This is a genomic window from Paenibacillus sp. EKM10P, assembly GCF_011800655.1.
Classification (GTDB): Bacteria; Bacillota; Bacilli; order Paenibacillales; family Paenibacillaceae; genus Paenibacillus; species Paenibacillus polymyxa.
The window spans coordinates 484118-500172 of the sequence record NZ_JAALET010000002.1; the positions used below are offsets into that span (position 1 = coordinate 484118).

The 16055-nt window shown below is 46.0% G+C and carries 15 protein-coding genes; 2 read left to right on the forward strand and 13 right to left on the reverse strand.

Annotation, left to right across the window (positions count from 1 at the left end; translation table 11 throughout):
• Nucleotides 1–62 precede the first annotated feature (62 nt).
• The 10 genes from HFE01_RS07600 to HFE01_RS07645 form a co-directional block, all read right to left on the reverse strand.
• Nucleotides 63–932, reverse strand: a complete 870-nt coding sequence (locus tag HFE01_RS07600) for an STM4011 family radical SAM protein (RefSeq protein ID WP_107733471.1) — start codon at nucleotides 930–932, stop codon at nucleotides 63–65.
• A complete protein-coding gene (locus tag HFE01_RS07605) occupies nucleotides 929–2356 on the reverse strand; it encodes an STM4012 family radical SAM protein (RefSeq protein ID WP_107733470.1) in 1428 nt (475 codons plus the stop codon). The genes HFE01_RS07600 and HFE01_RS07605 overlap by 4 nt, the downstream gene beginning before the upstream one ends.
• A gap of 69 nt (nucleotides 2357–2425) precedes the next feature.
• Nucleotides 2426–3208: an STM4013/SEN3800 family hydrolase gene (locus HFE01_RS07610; RefSeq protein ID WP_017427603.1), complete on the reverse strand. Its 783-nt coding sequence runs from the start codon at nucleotides 3206–3208 to the stop codon at nucleotides 2426–2428.
• The gene (locus HFE01_RS07615; protein WP_107733469.1) at nucleotides 3208–4542 is read right to left on the reverse strand and encodes an STM4014 family protein; all 1335 of its coding nucleotides are present in this window, start codon (nucleotides 4540–4542) and stop codon (nucleotides 3208–3210) included. The genes HFE01_RS07610 and HFE01_RS07615 overlap by 1 nt, the downstream gene beginning before the upstream one ends.
• A gap of 67 nt (nucleotides 4543–4609) precedes the next feature.
• Nucleotides 4610–5452 carry an STM4015 family protein gene (locus HFE01_RS07620; protein ID WP_107733468.1) on the reverse strand — a complete coding sequence of 281 codons (843 nt, stop codon included), beginning with the start codon at nucleotides 5450–5452 and terminating at the stop codon, nucleotides 4610–4612.
• A gap of 223 nt (nucleotides 5453–5675) precedes the next feature.
• A complete protein-coding gene (locus HFE01_RS07625) occupies nucleotides 5676–7142 on the reverse strand; it encodes an efflux RND transporter periplasmic adaptor subunit (protein WP_107733467.1) in 1467 nt (488 codons plus the stop codon).
• 71 nt (nucleotides 7143–7213) lie between these two features.
• Nucleotides 7214–8731, reverse strand: coding sequence for a DHA2 family efflux MFS transporter permease subunit (locus HFE01_RS07630; RefSeq protein WP_016822117.1), 1518 nt, complete (start codon nucleotides 8729–8731; stop codon nucleotides 7214–7216).
• 15 nt (nucleotides 8732–8746) lie between these two features.
• Nucleotides 8747–9400, reverse strand: coding sequence for an HlyD family secretion protein (locus HFE01_RS07635; protein ID WP_107733466.1), 654 nt, complete (start codon nucleotides 9398–9400; stop codon nucleotides 8747–8749).
• A 358-nt stretch (nucleotides 9401–9758) separates the two neighbouring features.
• Complete coding sequence (locus HFE01_RS07640) at nucleotides 9759–10571, reverse strand: hypothetical protein (RefSeq protein WP_107733465.1); 813 nt, start codon at nucleotides 10569–10571, stop codon at nucleotides 9759–9761.
• Nucleotides 10572–10591: 20 nt separating this feature from the next.
• Nucleotides 10592–11050: a flavodoxin gene (locus tag HFE01_RS07645; RefSeq protein ID WP_016822119.1), complete on the reverse strand. Its 459-nt coding sequence runs from the start codon at nucleotides 11048–11050 to the stop codon at nucleotides 10592–10594.
• A gap of 449 nt (nucleotides 11051–11499) precedes the next feature.
• On the opposite strand from HFE01_RS07645, the gene HFE01_RS07650 reads away from it, so the two are divergent.
• Nucleotides 11500–12363, forward strand: coding sequence for a class I SAM-dependent methyltransferase (locus HFE01_RS07650; RefSeq protein ID WP_013371574.1), 864 nt, complete (start codon nucleotides 11500–11502; stop codon nucleotides 12361–12363).
• Nucleotides 12364–12371: 8 nt separating this feature from the next.
• A complete protein-coding gene (locus HFE01_RS07655) occupies nucleotides 12372–13118 on the forward strand; it encodes an RluA family pseudouridine synthase (protein WP_107733464.1) in 747 nt (248 codons plus the stop codon).
• A 94-nt stretch (nucleotides 13119–13212) separates the two neighbouring features.
• Here HFE01_RS07655 and HFE01_RS07660 read toward each other — a convergent pair whose 3' ends face one another.
• The 3 genes from HFE01_RS07660 to HFE01_RS07670 form a co-directional block, all read right to left on the reverse strand.
• On the reverse strand, nucleotides 13213–14715 hold the full coding sequence (locus HFE01_RS07660; RefSeq protein WP_107733463.1) for a DHA2 family efflux MFS transporter permease subunit: 1503 nt from the start codon (nucleotides 14713–14715) through the stop codon (nucleotides 13213–13215).
• The gene (locus HFE01_RS07665; protein ID WP_016822122.1) at nucleotides 14699–15184 is read right to left on the reverse strand and encodes a MarR family winged helix-turn-helix transcriptional regulator; all 486 of its coding nucleotides are present in this window, start codon (nucleotides 15182–15184) and stop codon (nucleotides 14699–14701) included. Before HFE01_RS07665 ends, HFE01_RS07660 begins: the two co-directional genes overlap by 17 nt.
• Nucleotides 15185–15444: 260 nt before the next feature.
• Nucleotides 15445–15915 (reverse strand): MarR family winged helix-turn-helix transcriptional regulator, encoded by a 471-nt coding sequence (locus HFE01_RS07670; RefSeq protein ID WP_016822123.1) that lies wholly within the window; start codon nucleotides 15913–15915, stop codon nucleotides 15445–15447.
• Nucleotides 15916–16055 lie beyond the last annotated feature (140 nt).

Below are 16055 nucleotides of genomic sequence, written 5' to 3' on the forward strand. Positions count from 1 at the left end.
TCCAAACAGAAGAACCGCTCTTTGCCTGATGGCAAGGGCGGCTCTTTTTTTCTCTTTTTTGTCTAATGGATCATCATGGTTGTACGCGGCACCCTTTCAAGCAAACCACTACCATACATTTCTCGAAATGGATGCTCTTCCATATGGATATAACCGATATAACAGCCACATTCTTTCATCCGGCACGGACGCTGGGCGCTCAGCCCCTCCAGATCGTCTCTGTACAGGTGCCCAATCACACGTCGATCCTGATAGCAGTGTTTTACTCGCCCGTCACCTTGGACGTAGAATACATCTGCTCCCGCGCGACATGCTCGCCCCTGGCTACTATAATCCTTTAAATTACATTGGAAATAGGGATCTATCGCAGTTAATTCGGCAACCTCGGCATCCGTATAATAATGGGGTCGGTCCTTGTAGGCGTTGACCCACATATACACTTCTTTTGGAAGTTGCGCCCGCAAAGAACGAATAGCCGGGAACGCCTGTCTCAATCCAACTGTACCGATACTATAGGAAATGCCAAGTTCATATAGCTTCATAGCCTGCGATATAAAAGCTTGCTCTTTGGTTTCTCCAGGATGATATGTAGCCCACAGCGCAGCCGTCTCTGGATTTAGTTCTTTTGTCCAATCCAGCTTAGCCGAAAGGTTCGTCTGTACGGCCACTTTTTCCACATGCGCCATGTGAGAAAACTCAATCATAGCCTTACGATACCAGGAATGAATCAAGGCTTCTCCGTACGGATTAAAAAAAATGGAGAGCTGGTGCCCTAAAGCCCCCTGCTCCCGTACCCAATCAGCAAAACGCTCCAACTGCGCCCGATCCTTGTTCAACGTTTCCCGACTATCGACGTTTTTACTGAATGGGCAGTAAGGGCAAGCATAGTTGCACGAGGTCAACGAACCACGATAATATAAGGTCGCTCTCATGCGCCTACATATCCTTCCATACGCTCGCGTACTGATGTGGAGATCATCCAGTCTCCAATCGCATCGGAATAGGCCATTCCTTCCTCCGTAAGTCGAAGCGTGCCCTCCTCGACCACAGCCATACCCGATTCCAGCAGCAGCGACATTCCTGTAAAATCGTCTTCCAGGGATACACCAAAGCGCTCTGCATAGGCACATAGCTCCAAACCTTCCCGATGAAGAAGTGCCTTCAGGATAAAGCGCCGCTTACGCTCATCCGCATTTAAAATAAAGCCGTAGTCAGCCAGATCATGACGCTCCGCCGCCACATAATCCGCGATAATACTACGTGTGGCTGCTGTACTGACACCATACCGGCTGGCATAGTGTACATCGCGTGTATAAGAGCGTGCTCCGCACCCCAATCCAGCCATGCCCTCCTCCTGGCAACTGTAGGGCAAAAGCTCTTTGCTGGATGTACCCTCATTTTTAGCAAAACGGCGCATGGAATATTGTACATATCCTGCCTGTTTGAGCCGTTCACGCGCTACTTCATACAAGCTAAGGCGAATATCATGATCCAGCCCGGTATAGCCAGGCTTTAAAATCGTATTTTCACGAATGTATAACGGGTAAAGAAAAATCTCTCCTGGCGAATAAGACAGAGCTTCCTCCAGAGAATACAGCCAGGTTTCCACCGTTTGACCAGGCAGGCCATAGATCAGATCCACGTTGAGCAAAGGAAAATTGTATTCTACCAGCCGTTCAAGCGCCTCTCTAACAAGCTTTGGCTTCTGAGGTCGGTATATGGCGGCACTTTCTGATTCCACAAAGCTCTGGATTCCCATGCTGACACGATCTGTACCGCGGCGCTTGAGCACTTCCAGCCTATCCTCAGTTACAGTGTCTGGAGAGGTTTCAACTGAAATAGAAGCTCGCTTGGGGTCCAATCCCATAATATTTTCCGCAATGTCAAATAAACGCTCCACCAAAGGAGCCTCCAATAAGGTCGGTGTACCACCGCCAATCGCAAAACGCGAAAAAGGCCGACCCCCCATAATTGGAGCCCATTGCCGAGCTTGTCTTTCTAGCGCATCCACATACTCCTTATGCACATCCTGACGCTTGTCCGGCAAAGTGAACAGGTTACAAAATCCACAGCGAGCTGCGCAAAACGGTATATGCATATACAAAAAATAGCTTTCTAACTCTTCTTTCTCCCACAATTTCTGCAATGGGAGCGGTGTATCGAACGAACGATAGGCCGTTTTATGCGGGTAAGAATACAGATAGGAGCGATAGGGAGCTTCTCGGATCGCACGTGCCCATTCTACAGGAGTATCCGGCCACTGAAATCTAGACGTTACTAAATTAGTGTCCATTCCCGGAGAAGTCTGGGTTGCTGGGCCCATTGGATGCAGGTGATTCAGATTCATGGCTTTCATTTCTGCTCCTTCCTCGCGCTGGATTGGATTGTTGATCATTTACCAGTGCAAACTACGTTTCTTTTTGTCCTACAGTATAAATTCGCGGTAAGGCACATTCCACACTACCTCATGCGCCAGGCGATGCCCTTCGTAGCCGTCTTCCCCATAAGCTGTACCATGATCGGAAAAAGCCATGCAAAACGTCTTGCCACGCTTCCGCAAAGCATCAAACAAGCGTCCAAGTTCACCATCCACATACCGCAAAGCTGCTCGTTGAGACTCTACTGAATCTTTTGAAGAACCCTTTACAAAATAATGATTAGGCCCATGGATGGCTGATACATTCATAAACAAAAACAAACGCTGTGCAGGGTCTGCCTTTTCCAACAGCTTCAAGGCATGATTCACCTGATGCTCTGTTGAACGAGGGTTGGTAACGCCAAAGTTCATGCGCCAGTAGCTCTCTTGAAAATATCCGGGCAGCACCTTGGCCAGCTTGTTCTTCTTCGTAAAAAATATAACGCCGCCGATACAGATGGTCCGATAGCCCTCGTTCTCCAGCCCGGACACAATGTCCGGAGCATCGAACAGCCAGGTATGTGGATGCGTACGCAGTCCCGTATCTTTTGTGTGAAACAGCCTGACATGTGAAGCCTTATCCGTATTGGCCGGGGTCGGTAAAAATCCGCCAAAAAAAGCATGGTGTGCAGCATATGTAAAGCTCCCTGGTGTATGGCGCTTTTCCCACGACCCGGAGCCGCATAAATTCGGACAGTTTTCTTCCTCCAGCTTGGCTACATCATAACGCAGGGTATCCAGCGTAATCATGACAATATCATGAGAGCCAACAATTTGATTCATATCAGTCATTATCTGTCTTTCCTTTCCAAAACTACGCTCCTATTAGCAAGGTGCAACATTTCCCATTCATATGGATTCCAACCCTGATGTTCAACCCGGTACAGTAAATCACCGAACGGATTAACATCCAATACGTAGGGACGACCACCGTGAGCCGGAACAAGCACATCCAGTCCAGCAACCATGGACGCCGGAAAGACCCTCATGGCGGCTTTTGCAGTATGCTGAACCGATTCCACCGTACTTTGTGGTAGTTCGGCTTCCTCCAGCAAGAGTCGCTCATTACGCAAATGTAGATTTGTAATAGGGCTGTGGCTCAAACGTAAAACCGCATGACAAGCCTCTGATTCACACACGAGTTGACGCACATCATAAACACGTCCGTTCAAGGTCGCTTTGGGAATCCAGCGTTCCACATGTACCCCTTCCGAACATAGCCAGTTAAGGATGGCATGAATATCCTGCTTGTCTGTATAACGACGCAATCGTCCGGCATTATAGTACACTCGCTGTCCGTGTATGATCTCTGTTCCAATCGTAGTCACCGCCAGCTCTGCATGCGTTTTGGGATGTACCTGATAAGCCATGACACCAGAAGCGCCTGACCCGCAAAATATTTTCACAAATACGCGGTGAAACCCACTCTCTTTCATAGCTGCATGCAGATCAACAGCATCACGAAAAGCACCGCCTGAAGCTGTAAGCACAGGCGGGACCCTGATGTCTGCCTGGTCTAATACGGCGCTACAACGCCGTTTGTCAAACATGACGGCTACTTCCGCAGGATCGTTCATCCAGCGCGACGAAGGCCAGAGCCGATCTACTTCATGCCGCAGCCAAGCCAGCAGTCGGCAATAGCCCCGGAACCATTGTGCCGGGTGCCAAATGCGACCACGCTGTTCCTGCAAACGGCGCGCTTCTGCCGCTAGTATACCTGTGCCATGTGCCCATTCCGGCCATGGCAACAGAGAATCATCTCCCTCGGCATCCGGGGCGCCCAGAGCAATCAACTCCCGCTCTACCTCATAGTTTTCGCCCGGTGCATCCAGACGTAGCAGCGGGCCTCTGTCCACCCGACCTTTCAATAATTGATCAATGCTCTCTTGCAATTGGACACTGCCATTCACGCTATCTTGCGCAGCTTGTGCAGCTATCCTGACCATCAGTTCGCTCAGACTTTGCTTCTCTCGAATGGCCCCCAACACATCTGTATAGGAGACCTCCAGAGCTGACGGAAGCATTAATCTGCTTCGTGCTTCCTGCAGCCCCGTAGTTCGACGATTCCCCGAATTACCGAACAAGATAAACGGCTCGTTGACATTACTATCCCACATCTTCATCATAGAGCCGCCTCACTTTTATTCTTTTTAATTTTAAAGTCAATCCGTTTTAGAAATCCATTGGAGCAAATTACTCTGTCAGTGATGGATAGCGCCAATCATCTTCTTCATCTGCTTCTTGTTGATCTTCTACGTTCACAGATAAACCTGAGTTTTTCCAGCGCCCCATCATTTCACTAGACATATAATGATAGCTCAAATCCAGATGTTTCAGTCCTTTTATACTTTCACTACCCAGCAACGCTTCTGCTCCTTGATCAGACAAAGTACCTTGTGAGAGATCCAGCACTTCCAGTTGTCCAATCACAGGGGCATTAGCAGCAGCAATGGCAATTTCATCCTGTATCTCACTGTCTTTGAGTCCCAAGTATGTAAGTTTTGGAAAAGGATTGCTGTCCAAAAACGGTAAAATATCTTCCAGTTTACCGTCAAAACCATAATCCTCGACACCCAAATACAGCTCCAGCTTGCGCAGTTCAGGCAGTTCGGCATTACGGATTTGCTGAAGGACGCTCACAGGTAGACCGCCACAAATAATAACCAATTCTTGAAGATGATTATGGCGAAGGGGTTCCAAGCTCAGATCCTGGCTTCCTTTAATATGTAAGGATTCAAGCTTTGGAAACGCTTCTAACAGCGGGGACAGATTCGTTTGGTTAATCCATGATACCTCACACTCATCATATTCCATATCACCAATAAACAGCTTGCGCACCTTAGGAAATTGATCTTTTAGCCTCACTAACACGGGTATAAAATCATCTGGTGAATTTTCATAGGCGCCGCCCCAATCTCCAATGATCAGATCCGTAACTTGGGCACTCTCCGGCTTGGCTGCCAGTTCCTCAATAGATTTAGCCATCGTTTGGCCATTCTCATAAGCTTCATAATCTACAACCAATTTCACTTCCATCTCACAATTCCTCCGATCGCTTGTCTGAGATCTCGTAAACTATCTATTTCCAATTTAGTCTATCCTATTCTACCAATGTTCGTCAAAAAAAGTCCCAGATCGACATTAACCCTATGTAAAATGTGCAAATGAAATAAAAACAAGACAGCCCAATTGCGGGCTGCCTTGGAATGTATCCATAATAAATTTCTACTATTGTAAAGAACGCAAGTTTAGAACCAAGTTATTGGGTAATTGTAATCGGTGAGTTATCGGACAGCAATGCCAGATTATTCACGATCACATTCTCTTCCTTGCTCAAGCCACTGGTAATGAGTGTTTGTGAGCCTGTCGTTTGAACAGTTTTCACTTCCTTGCGTTTCGCATGGTCGCCGCTTACTACATATACATATTCTTTACCTTGATCCTTTTGAACTGCCGCAGTAGGAACAACAATGCCTTCTTGCGCATTGGCAGCGACAAAGCTGATATCAGCCAACATGCCGGATTTCAGTTTCATGTCTGGATTGGCTACTGAGATTTTTACAGGATAACCTTTTCCGCTTGCATCCAACGGGCTTACATTTTTTACTGTACCTGTTGTTACAATGTTGGAAGCTGCAACACGAACCTGTACCTTGTCACCTGCTTTTACATTGTTGATCTGTTCCGCAGGGACATAAATCAATGTATTGACCGTACTCAGGTTAGCAATGACTAGCGCAGGAGACTGAGCGGATACCATTTCGCCCACTTCTGCATTTTTCGTACCCACAATACCGTTGATCGGTGATGTAACAACGGTGTCATCCAATGCATCCTGAGCAATGTTTACATTCAGTTGTGCCTGCTTAAGAGATTGTTGGCTAGACTGGATGCCAGCCGTATTTTGAGATACTTTAAGCTGATTCTGCGCATTGCTGTAGCCGCTGTTAGCATTACTGTAGCTATTTTTTGCTGTATCATAGCTGTTACGGGCTGTAGTTAGAGCCTTTTGAGCAGCTATCAATTGGTCTTTTGCATTAGCCTGCGCATTTTGTGCATTATTATAAGCCGCTTCCGCATTCACAACTGCGGTTTTTGCTTGTTCTAATTGTGCTTGGGTGCTCGCACCAGCATCAAACAGACTTTGTGTACGTGTTACATTCTTTTGTGCATCTGCCAAAGCTTGCTGTGTTTGTTTCACCGTATTGGCTGCCGAGGAAACACCATGTGTCGCTTGTTCTACGGCTGTAGTTGCTTGATTAATAGCCCCCTGAGCCTGATTGATTGCGCTTTGGGATTGAATCACACCGCTCTTGGACTGCACTAAGCCCGAAGTTGCTTGAACCATCGTTGATTCATGGGATGCTTGAGCAGTACTTACGCCAGCTGCTGCGGCTGCTGCTGCGGCGCGAGCTTTTGCAACATTGTTACGCATATCCTTATCATCAAGCTTGAAGAGGACTTGGCCCTTTTTAACCTCAGAACCAATATCCACAGGCAGCTCAACCACTTTACCGCCTACTTTAGGCACAATATTGACGGTTTCCGAAGGTGTTACCGTACCTGTATAAATATTTCCCTGTCCGATAATCCCCTGCTGTGCTTGACTAATTTTAACTGGAACGACCATGTCCTGAGCCGCTCCGCTATTACTGGAGCAGCCTGCCAGCACTGCGCCGCCGAGGACTAAAGCCGCTAATGTACTTTCTACTCTCAATATTTTCATGATAATTCCCTTTCTTTCTGTCCGTGGAAATAATGTAAGCCATCCAGTCGATATTTTTGTATTTCTCTTTATTAAGCTTCCGGCTGTGTCTTTGCTTTCTTCCTCTGAATAAACAAAAAGATGAGTGGAATCGTGCAAAACAGCGGTATAGATGAAATGAGGAACGTATCCCCAATTCCTCTCGATGTAGCATCCAGTGTGATTAAACTACTTATGGATGACATCCATGAGCTACCCAATGTCGCCTGTAGCGTATGAGCTGAGTCCTGTGTAATGGACTCCGAAATTTGCTGGGCATGAGCAGCTGAACGGCTTTGCATAATGGCGGTCAGTACCGCAATCGCCATAGATGCAGCCACAGTACGTACAAGATTGGACGCTGTAGACGCATTGGCTACCTTGCTCGGATGAACAGCATTCATGCCGACCGTGGACAATGGCATCATGCAAATACCAATTCCCAGACCTCGTAATGCCATTACGGTTTCCAACCAGGCATGCGAAGTATCTGGCGTAAGCTGATGAAGATGATAGGTCATAAAGCTGGTTAGTGTCAGGCCTACAAGTCCCAAAGGCACAATGCCGAACTTATCAAACAGCTTCCCGGCGATAGGCATCATGGCCGCCATGGCAATGGCCTGTGGAATGAGGATAATACCAGTATCAATCGGTGACACGCGCTGAATATTTTGCAAAAACAACGGTGTAAGGAACGTTCCTCCATACATCCCCATCATGACCAGACTGGAGGCGATAACACTAATCGTATATTTTGAATTTTTGAATAATGAAATTTCAATTACAGCATTATCCTTGCCGCTTTCTACATAGATGAGAAAGACAAGTGCCCAGAAAGAAATAAACAGCAGAGATACAATCCCAAAAGAAGTCCAGCCATCACGCTGGCCGTTTGTCAGTGCGTACAAGAGTGTTCCTGCACAGGTTGCCGCTAGTAAAAATCCTGGCAGATCAAACGGTTTCGGCGTAACCTTAGGCGGCTCCTTGATGAGAAGGATGACCATTAAAATGGCAAATAAAGCAACCGGCAGACTGACAATAAACAAGAAACGCCAGTTAAACCATTCAATTAAGTAGCCACTCAGCGTAGGCCCTACAGCTGGTGCGGCCATTGCGGCGATCCCCCATATACCAAGGGACATCCCGATTTGTTCACGCGGCATGATTTTGTAAATAATCGTCATACTCAGCGGCATAATGACACCGCCGCCCAGACCAGCCAGTACACGCGCTGCAATCAGGGAAGAATCACTCCATGCAAAAATACATATTCCTGTTCCCAGTGAGAACACGCTGAGCGCAAGAATCAAAAACTTTTTGTACCCGATACGCTGCTCCATATATCCGGTAATCGGGACGATTACGCCGGATGCAAGCGTGTAACCTGTAATAACCCACTGAATACGTGTCGTCGTTGACCCTAAATCCGTCGTCAATCGTGGAATGGCGACGTTGATCAGACTGTTGTTCAGAATGGCGACAAAGGCGCCTAAAACGATAGCAAAAAAGGCAAGCCAGCGTTCTTTGGAAGAATCTGTCGAAGGAGCAGCAGCAGTTTCATTGGCAGCCACATGGACCCCTCCTTTTTAAGATGTATGAATTTTTACTTCCACGTTCGTCCCAGGGATAAGCTTCATGTCCTTCGGCTTGTTCACAGCAATTTCTACAGGTACACGTTGAGTCACCTTATTAAAGTTACCACTTGTGTTCACAGCAGGAACGAGCGAAAACACTGCATTGGAAGCTTCGCCCACTTTACGAACCTTACCCTGAATGACCTGATCGCCTGCTGCATCAAGCGTAATGTCAACAAGCTGTCCTGGTTTAATACGGTTAATATCGGTTTCTTCAATATTCGTGGATACATACAGGTTGTTCATATCAACCATAGTCGCTACAGCACTACCCGGTGTTCCAATTTCATGCTCTTTCGAATAAATCTTAATAACAGTTCCGTTAATCGGCGCACGCAGTACAGACTTGCTGATCATGCTTGCATCCAGTCCTGATACATCTTGCTCGGCAATCGGTTCATTGCGTTGCAGCACATCTCCTTCTTCAACATCAATTTGGCTAATCTCACCGGAGATTTGCGGCATTACCTTATACTGATCGGCTTGAATGCGCGCATCGTCACTTTTAACAAAGTGTGTTGCCTGATACCAATAATAGTAGCCAATAGCTCCACCACTCAGAATGAGCAGCACGATGAGAATCGGCAATACAGTTTTCTTACTCACTTGTTCCACCCCTGTTGTCCAAAAAATTTTTATTATTCAACGCTAATATTTTAAAATTGAAATATTAGGCCATTAAACCAAATGTAAAGCATAAATAAACACATGGCAGCGAGCCATGCACAAGACAGGACTTGTTTATGTACGTAAGACAAGCTGATCCATAGTCCACAAACCGTCTTCATTATATTTAAATATTTTCATATAACTATTGTACATTGAAATATTATAGATATATTTATCTATTCAGGCAATATAAATTTTCAGTTTTTTCAGAATTTTTTTTCACAAAAAAGAACCTTGTTTCCAAGGCTCTTTCATGAAAAGGGATAGTTTACATTTAAAGGTTCACACAATAATCCTAAGAGAAAAGCGTAGGTCCAACTGACCGATCCCTACAGTTTTTCGCCTCCCGCTCTTCCTTCTTGTCCTTATTCGCTCTGTTCTGCTGAGAAGCTTGCTGCCCCATACATCCCCTGCAACGACAGCGTTCTGCCGTACCATGCATATCCTCTCTGGAGTCTTTTAGTAGTCGTACGTAATCCAAAGATTGCTGTAAAGAAGCCAAACCAGGAAGAAAACGAACCTTCTTCCCTTCTAGCAGACAGTATACTTCGATAAGCTGAGGAAGAGCTCCAAATGCATAATAACAAAATACATTTGTTAAATGATGAAATGTACTAATAACGTTAGGGTTGTAGTCCACCATATACTTTTGAATCAGCAATGAATCCGCTTGTTCTGATTGTTGCCAGGCTGCCTGAATAATCAGCGAAATATCGACCTCCAACTCAGGTACCGCTGTACAAAATTGTTCATACAACATCACAGGCACCAATAAGTCATTATTTAAGGCACATATTTTTGACAACTCGCCTGACACTTTATTTTTGACATCCCAGTAATGGAACAAAGATTCAAAACTGTTCGACTGCTTAGGCCACCACTTCTCCAGCACATACTGAACAGGGACTTCTCGCCGTACCTCTACTTCCATTCCAAAGTATTCGTTCAGCGCATGCCCTATCGCATATTGAACCCTTTGCCGCCAATTCCAACCCTCACGCCCTCGTTTTCTCTGTGATTGATGGATTGACTGCGGAGTTCTCCACATCTCTTCAAGCTGATAGTCGTGCAGAAGAGGAAAGCCGCTTAAGCTATCGCTATTGCGCATACCTATCCCTCACTCTCTTCTCAGGACACTCCAATGCCAGCCTGCGCAAATTGTCTTCCGTAAGCTCGACAATTCTCTTTCTCATCATCGAGTGGATTGAATTCAATCTTCAAACTCTCCTGAATGACTGATGCGCCGCGTTCTTTGACTTTTTCCTCTACCAAGTCCACTGCGCCACAGAATTGTGTATAAGATGTATCTCCACTGCCAAATACAGCAGTCTTTTTACCAGACAGATCAAGCTCGTCTAGTTCCTCGTAAAAATCTAAAAATTCATCAGGAAGCTCACCATCTCCCCATGTATATACACCCAACAGAAATCCGTCATATGCGAGCAATTCTTGCGCGCTGCAATCATACGAAGCCTTCAACTCTGCCTCATGCCCTGCCTGACGAACACCCTCGGCGATCAATTCCGCGATTTCCTCTGTATTACCGGTCATGCTAGCATAAGCAATCATGATTTTACCCAAGTTCATCCCTCACCTTTATTTGAAATATGGGATGCTTTCACTCCCTATTAATCAAATAATATTTGATAATGATTCTCATTGTCAAATAAAAATTTTAAGCATGAAGTGTATTTTGGTAAACATATACGCAAAAAAGTCGCATTATATGCGACTGTTCACTATTAAAAACTATGGATTGTTGTAAAAATATTATGTACGTACAACCAAATCTCCTTTTCATAAATAGAATGAAAATCGAATAGTTGTACGTACAAGTGGGATTGATTTCATTTTAATATGGAAGCGCTCTAATTACAAGTATATCCGAAAAAAATATTTTCGTTCCATTTCACTACTTACTTATTCATGGAACCATTCGATTGTTGCTAAGGTTTGTTGTACAATAGACTCCATGTGGGGATTTTGCGCAGCTTGCTGTCTAAATCCCGAATTGACTGCTGAAGGATGGATTGTACATGTATGTAGCACAAGAGTGGAAAGACTATGAAGTAATGGATACAGGCGGTGGTGAAAAGCTGGAACGTTGGGGTAATATTGTCCTGCGTCGTCCCGATCCGCAAATCATATGGCCTTTGACCCAGGAAACAGCCGAATGGCGTAATGTTCATGGGCATTATCACCGCAGCTCTTCCGGGGGCGGCCAATGGGATATGAAAAAGCCTATCCCCGAGCGTTGGACGATTAGCTATGGACCGCTTAAATTCCACATTAAACCGACCAGCTTTAAGCATACTGGTCTTTTCCCAGAGCAAGCCGCCAACTGGAGCTGGATGATGGATAAAATTAAAGGCGCAGGTAGACCTATTTCCGTATTGAATCTGTTTGCATACACGGGAGGAGCCACTACTGCCGCAGCGTATGCCGGAGCCAGTGTAGTTCACGTGGATGCAGCCAAAGGTATGGTGCAGTGGGCAAAGGAAAACGTTCAATTGTCCGGTCTGGCTGACCGACCGGTACGCTTCATTACAGACGACGTGTTCAAGTTTGTGCAACGGGAACAACGTCGGGGCAACCGTTATGATGCCATTATTATGGACCCTCCTTCTTATGGACGTGGACCTAACGGAGAAACCTGGAAGCTGGAAGAAAGCTTGTATCCGTTTCTCGAATCCTGCATGAGCATCATTTCGGACCAACCCTTGTTCATGCTGATCAACTCCTACACGACAGGTATTTCACCTACTGTATTGCGTAACATGCTGAGCATGACGATGCAACAAAAGTATGGCGGACAAATTAGCGCCGGTGAAATAGGATTGCCAATCACACGCTCTGGATTGAATTTGCCTTGTGGTATTCTCGGACGCTGGGAGGCTTAATTCCTCTTATGAATCAAGATGAACTTAATCGGCAAGAGCATGCACAGCCGAATATTCCCGTCCTATATGAGGACAATCATGTCCTGGCAGTTGTAAAGCCTGTCAATGTTCCGACACAGGAGGATGCCAGCGGCGATCCTGATCTGCTGTCTTTACTCAAGGAAGATCTGAAAATCAGACACAATAAGCCTGGTAACGTCTTTTTGGGTTTAGTGCACAGGCTGGATCGACCTGTAGGTGGAGCCATGATTTTTGCTAAAACGTCCAAAGCAGCTTCTCGTTTGTCAGAATCGGTTCGAAGCCGTCATTTTCACAAGCTGTATACAGCCGTTCTGAATGGCGTTCCTGAGGCCCTCCAAGGCCGTCTAACCCATTACCTGCTTAAGGACAGCCGTACCAACACGGTCAAAACGGTTCGACCCGGCACGGCTGGTGCCAAGGAAGCCATTTTGGAATACCAGGTTGTCGGACAAGCTGCTGGACTCAGTCTTGTGAAAATTAAGCTGCACACCGGACGCTCGCACCAAATTCGTGTACAGATGCAGGCAATCGGCTGTCCCCTCTATGGGGACCAAAAATATGGCGGTAATCTGAGCCGCCCCGGTCAACAACTGGCCCTCTGGTCCTTGCTCGCTGGAGCACCGCATCCGGTCAGCAAGGAAGCAATGAGCTTCCATTCACTGCCTCCTGTCCAATTTCCTTGGAGTGAGTGGCCCTTGTCGCTTTATGATAAAATGATTACTTCGGATAATTGAGTAGACTTACCACAAAGAACCCGCACTGCATGTAAACAAACATGCAATGCGGGTTCTCTTTTTGCACAGAAATCAAATGAAAATGTATCCATGCTTATGATGAGGAAGCCATGGTCTTCCCCTTCTCGCTGTTCACCAGCTGTTGACGGGCACGAGCGTTTTGTGCATTCGTATTTTTGATAAAAAACGCCAATACCAAAGCTGTCACGCTCAATAGTGTTGCAATGATAAATGCCGAGTTAATACCGTAGATCGTAGCTTGATTGCTAGCAGCCAGCATTCCCGCTTTGTCCGTAACGCTTAGTCCTTCGGATGCAACCATCGTGGTCAAACGATTGCTGGTTTGAGTAGACATCACCGTCACTAGAATTGCTGTCCCAATCGAGCCCGAAATCATACGCAGCGTATTGCCCATCGCCGTACCATGAGCATTTAATCGTTGCGGAAGCTGATTCAGTCCGGCCGTTTGGATCGGCATCATCAGCAATGACATCCCAAACATTCGTGCCGTATAATTGATTAACAGTGTCATATAGGTGGTTGATTCGGTTAAACGTGTAAATTCCCAAGTCGTTACAGTCATGATCAACAACCCAATTACAGACAGCCAGCGCGCTCCAATTCGGTCAAAAATAGCCCCCGTCACAGGAGACATGACCCCCATCAGAATCGCTCCTGGTAACATTAGCATACCAGACTGGAGCGGTGTAAATCCGCGAATATTTTGCAAATAAATTGGAAGCAATATCATACCGGCGTACAGAGCCATCGTCACAATAACATTAATGATTGTCGTCAAGCTGTACACATCGTATTTAAAGATACGAAACTCCAGCATAGGCTCATCTACCTTCAGTTGTCGGACAATAAATAAAATAAGCGCAATCGTCCCGACGATGAGTGTAGACAGGACTGGAATACTCCCCCAACCCGATGTTCCAGCATCACTAAAGCCGTATAACAGCCCGCCGAAACCGAGTGTAGACAAAATAACACTGAGAATGTCCAGCTTAGGCTTGGACTGCTCGGTTACATTTTTCAGAAAAATAAATCCGATCACAATCGAAATCACGGAAATCGGCAGGATGATCCAGAACAATACTCGCCAGTCATAATGCTGGACTATATAACCAGATAAGGTTGGTCCAATGGCTGGAGCAAACCCCATCGCAAGCCCCAGTGTTCCCATTGCACGGCCACGACGCTCTATTGGGTAGATGTTCAAGATAACGACCATCATTAATGGCATCATAATCCCTGCACCCGCAGCCTGAATAAGCCGACCGATCAGCAATATACTAAAACTCGGCGCTATTGCACATAACAGCGTGCCGATTGAAAAAATAGTCATTGCACTAATAAACAATTTACGAGTAGAGAAACGGGCAATCAGGAATGCTGTCACCGGGATCAATACCCCGTTCACGAGCATAAAGCCTGTGCTAAGCCACTGAGCTATATTGGCATCTACATTCAGATCACTCATCATTTTCGGTAAAGCCACACTTATCAATGTCTGGTTTAAAATTGCAACAATTGCGCCAATCAACAGAGCGGCCACAATGGGTGCTCTGCGGACATTACCTGGTGGTGTCATTTGAGGACTGCTCAAGTTGATTCATTCCCTTCGGTGTTAATTTCATGATCATTTGTTTATGAACATCCAAGAGCAACTCTAGCTGCTCCTTCGGGATATCCAGAATTGGCAAGACGCGCTCCATCCACATGGAGTCTACCTTTTGCATTATATCTTTTCCTTCTGGCGTAAGCGTCAGTACTAAAGATCTGCGATCATGCTCATGCCGTCCGCGAGCGATATATCCCGCCTTGGTCAAGCGGTCAACCACCCCGCTCATAGAGCTGCTTCCCACATGAGCTATCTCTGCCAGCTCGGATAACCCAATATTGGGGCGTTTATTCAGAATGGCCAAAGCCATGTGCTGAATGGCCGTTAGATCCAAATGCTGCTCCTCGTTCCAGAAAGCATAAAATATCGTCTTGTTAACCTCCCTTACCGATTGAATAATCCGATACACCTCTAGTCTGTCTTCCTCTCTGTCGCTCACTAGAACCATCCTTCTTCCCCATACATATTCATTACCCATATACATAAACTAGTAACTATTTGTATACGAATTGTTATTTATTTATAACTATTATTTTATCATCTCTTATGTAAATGTCAACATTCCCCCAAACACTACCTATACTTGGGACACAAAAAAGCGCGGAAATGATACCAGGATCGGCATCTATCCGCGCATTTCTATTCCCTTAGAAAGCTAATCTGCTGTGTACAGCTACATTCCATGTATCCACTAATTAGCTATTCTGCTCGCTCTATTTGTTCCTTTATTCCCTCATCTTCACTGGCTGATACAGCCGCTTTCGTCTTCGTTGTAATTTTACCCAACAAATAAACCAGCAAATTCTGATTGTGCTGAGATATTCGGTTAAGCGCAGAACCCAGAAAATCGTCGCGAATTTGCAAACCGCGCTCCACTTCTTCTCTGCCTTGATCTGAAATAACAATCCATACAATTCTACGGTCCTTTACGTCTCTGAACCGGGTGACCAGTCGATTCCGCTCCATCCGGTCCAATAGCATCGTAACTGCCGCAGGTGTGGTGGCGAGATATGGGATTAGTTGAGACGGCTTCATACGTCCGTATTCGTTCAGAACCTCCAGCACCGTGAGTTGAGCCTCCGTTAGTGATGGAGCTAGTTGCTGCTCCATATGAACCTTGTAATCCTTAGCCATTCTGGACCAGATTTTTGCAAATTCGGTCGTTTGCATTTTGCCTCACTCCTTTGAATAACAGGGTCAGTAAAAGCATCAAAGTTACCATATGGGCCACCGTCCGGATTGTATTTCATCACATTAAATTTTCGCCATTTCCCCTCAGTTTCCTGCCGTTTTTGGAGCATCAAATGAAA